Origin of the sequence: Bradyrhizobium sp., from assembly GCF_049691595.1 — a bacterium.
Classification (GTDB): Bacteria; Pseudomonadota; Alphaproteobacteria; order Rhizobiales; family Xanthobacteraceae; genus Bradyrhizobium.
In genome coordinates this window covers 1-3,578 of the sequence record NZ_JBAVNZ010000178.1, presented here as the reverse complement: position 1 = coordinate 3,578, position 3,578 = coordinate 1, and the positions used below count along the sequence as shown (strand labels likewise).

Sequence of the window (3,578 nt, the reverse complement as noted above, 5' to 3'; positions counted from 1 at the left end):
GCGCAACATCGCCGCCAATCTGATCGATTCCTACCAGCAGCTCTGGCGCCAGCCCTTCGACGGCTCGTCGACGCCGAAGACCCTCGACCTGCCGCGTTCCGGCAAGAGCGATCTCGGATCGATCCTGTTCGACAACGCCATGTTCCAGATCGAAAACGCGGTGAAGTTCGCCGGCAGCATTCCGACGATGCTGAAAAGCGTTTCCGACGTGATCGGCAAGATCTCCGATCCGGCGTCGCGCGACAGCATCGCCGGCATGGTCTCGCCGCCGACCATTTTGAACAAGGCGATCTCGTCGGAACGCAGTTTTGCGGGAACGTCGATCTCGCTGTCGCGGGCGAAGGCGCTGGCCAAGCAATCCGGCGGCAAGCTCAACGACGTGGTGCTGGCGCTCGCCTCCGGCGTGGTGCGGCGCTATCTGTTGCAGCAGGGCGCGCTGCCGACCAAATCAATGACCGCCGCGGTGCCGATCTCGCTGCGCGAGGAGGGCAACACCGACGCCAACAACCAGGTGTTCGGCATGATCTGTTCGATCGCGACCGACATCGAGGACCCCAAGGCGCGGCTGGAAGCGATCATCGCGCAATCCGCCAAATCGAAGGAAATGTCGCATCCGCTGCGCGCCCTGATGCCGCAGGTCTCCAACATCTCGCTGCTGGGTGCGCCGATCCTGGTGCAGATCATGGCGCTGCTGTACAGCCGCTCCAACCTCTCGGACGTATTGCCGCCGGCGGCCAATATCACGGTGTCCAACGTGCCGGGCCCGCGCCAGACGCTGTATGCGGCGGGCGCCGAACTGCTGCACATCTTCCCGGTGTCGATCTCGACCCACGGGCTCGCGCTCAACATCACCGTGCAGAGCTATCGCGACCAGCTCGATTTCGGTTTCATCGCCGGCGCCAATATCATTCCCCACGTCCAGGTCTTGTGCGACATGCTGCCGCTGGAATTCGAAGCACTGGAAGCGGCATTCGCGCCGCCGCCCGATGTTCATCGCGCGGCTGAATAGAGGTTCGGAAAGATGCTGGAAATGCCGCCGCTGCAGTTCGCCCAAACCAACGGCATTCGCATGGGCTATTACGAGGCCGGACCGCGGACCGACCGGCCGCCGGTCGTGCTCTGCCATGGCTGGCCGGAGATCGCGTTTTCCTGGCGTCACCAGATCAAGGCGCTGGGTGAGGCCGGCATCCGGGTGATCGCGCCGGACCAGCGCGGCTATGGCGCGACCGACCGGCCCGAGCCGGTCGAAGCCTATGACATCGAGCATCTGACCGGCGATCTGGTCGGCCTGCTCGACCATCTGAAGATCGACAAGGCGATCTTTGTCGGCCACGACTGGGGCGGCTTCATCGTCTGGCAGATGCCGCTGCGGCATCTCGACCGCGTTGCCGGCGTCGTCGGCGTCAACACGCCGCATAGCGATCGCGCGCCGGCGGATCCGATCGAGCTGTTCCGCCAGCGCTTCGGTGAGCACATGTATATCGTGCAGTTTCAAGACCCCTCCCGCGAAGCGGACAAGATATTCGACAGCCGGGTCGAACAGACCTTTGATGCCTTCATGAAGAAGCCGGTGCCGCGCGCCGATACCGCGCCTTCGGAGCCGCCGACCGCAGGGGTCGGGGCGTCGCCGCGGCTCAATCTGGCGTTCCCGCAGATGATCGCCAATTACGACGCCAGGCATGATCCGCGTACGCCGATCCTGTCGCCGGAGGAGAAGAAGGTGTTCGTCGACACCTTCACCAAATCCGGCTTCACCGGCGGCATCAACTGGTACCGCAACATGTCGCGCAACTGGCAGCGCTCGGCCGGCCTCGATCACACCGTGCGGGTGCCGTCGCTGATGATCATGGCCGAGAACGATCACGTGCTGCCGCCGTCGGCGGCCGACGGCATGGAGAAGATCGTCCCCGACCTCGAGAAATATCTGGTGCGGGGCAGCGGCCATTGGACGCAGCAGGAAAGACCGGAGGAGGTCAGCGCCAAGCTGATCGAATGGCGTAGAAGGCGATTTGGGTAGGGCGCGGAAAATCGTCATTGCGAGCGAAGCGAAGCAATCCACCTGGTCGCAGCGAAGACTGGATTGCTTCGTCGCAAGTGCTCCTCGCAATGACGGCACTTATTTGGCAAGCGGGCAGGAGATACTATCGCGATGGCATCGACGAACAGACTGAGCCCGATTCCGCATCCGCCGACCAAGCCGGTAGTCGGCAACATGCTGTCGCTGGACTCGAGCGCGCCGGTGCAAAATCTGACCCGGCTGGCCAAGCAATTGGGGCCGATTTTCTGGCTCGACATGATGGGCGCGCCGCTCGTGATCGTGTCGGGCCACGCGCTGGTCGACGAGCTCAGCGACGAGAAACGGTTCGACAAGGCGGTGCGTGGGCCGCTGCGCCGCGTGCGGGCGGTCGCCGGCGACGGCCTGTTCACCGCCGACACCACGGAGCCGAACTGGAGCAAGGCGCACAACATCCTGCTGCAGCCGTTCGGCAACCGCGCCATGCAGTCCTATCACCCGAGCATGGTCGACATCGCCGAGCAGCTCGTCAAGAAGTGGCAGCGGCTGAACGCGGACGAGGAAATCGACGTCGTCCACGACATGACCGCGCTGACGCTCGACACCATCGGGCTGTGCGGGTTCGACTACCGGTTCAACTCGTTCTATCGCCGCGACTACCATCCGTTCGTGGAATCGCTGGTGCGCTCGCTCGAGACCATCATGATGACCCGCGGCCTGCCGCTGGAAAATCTGTGGATGCAGAAGCGGCGCAAGACACTCGCCGAAGACGTCGCCTTCATGAACAGGATGGTCGACGAGATCATCGCCGAGCGGCGCGGCAACGCGGAGGCGGCCGAGGCCAAGAAGGACATGCTCGGGGCGATGATGACCGGCGTCGACCGCGCAACCGGCGAGCAGCTCGACGACGTCAACATCCGCTACCAGATCAACACCTTCCTGATCGCGGGACACGAGACCACCAGCGGCCTGCTGTCGTGCACGATCTACGCGCTGCTCAAGCATCCCGAAGTGCTCAGGAAGGCCTATGAGGAAGTCGACCGGGTGCTCGGACCCGATATCGAGGCCAGGCCGACCTATCAGCAGGTGACGCAGCTCAGCTACATCACGCAGATCCTGAAGGAGGCGCTGCGGCTGTGGCCGCCGGCGCCGGCTTACGGCATCGCGCCGCTCAACGACGAGACCATCGGCGGCAAGTACAGGCTGAAGAAGAACACCTTCATCACGGTGCTGGTGATGGCGCTGCACCGCGACGCAAGCGTGTGGGGGCCGAACCCGGATGCGTTCGATCCGGAAAATTTCAGCCGCGAGGCCGAGGCCAAGCGCCCGATCAACGCCTGGAAGCCGTTCGGCAACGGCCAGCGCGCCTGCATCGGCCGCGGCTTTGCGATGCATGAGGCGGCGCTGGCGATCGGCATGATCCTGCAGCGCTTCAAGCTGATGGACATCCATCGCTACCAGATGCATCTGAAGGAAACGCTGACGATCAAGCCGGACGGATTCAAGATCAAGGTGCGCGCGCGCGCCGACCGCGAGCGCGGCGCTTTCGCCGGCGGCGCCGCAG

At 64.1% G+C, this 3,578-nt stretch carries 3 protein-coding genes; all 3 read left to right on the top strand.

The window, feature by feature from the left end; all coding sequences use genetic code 11:
• Positions 1-1,009, top strand: a 1,009-nt coding sequence (locus WCE35_RS08205) for a WS/DGAT domain-containing protein (protein WP_424592849.1), incomplete at its 5' end; no start/stop codon positions are given.
• A 12-nt stretch (positions 1,010-1,021) separates the two neighbouring features.
• On the top strand, positions 1,022-2,017 hold the full coding sequence (locus WCE35_RS08200; RefSeq protein WP_424592848.1) for an alpha/beta fold hydrolase: 996 nt from the start codon (positions 1,022-1,024) through the stop codon (positions 2,015-2,017).
• Positions 2,018-2,149: 132 nt separating this feature from the next.
• Positions 2,150-3,578, top strand: a 1,429-nt coding sequence (locus tag WCE35_RS08195; protein ID WP_424592847.1) for a cytochrome P450, incomplete at its 3' end; no start/stop codon positions are given.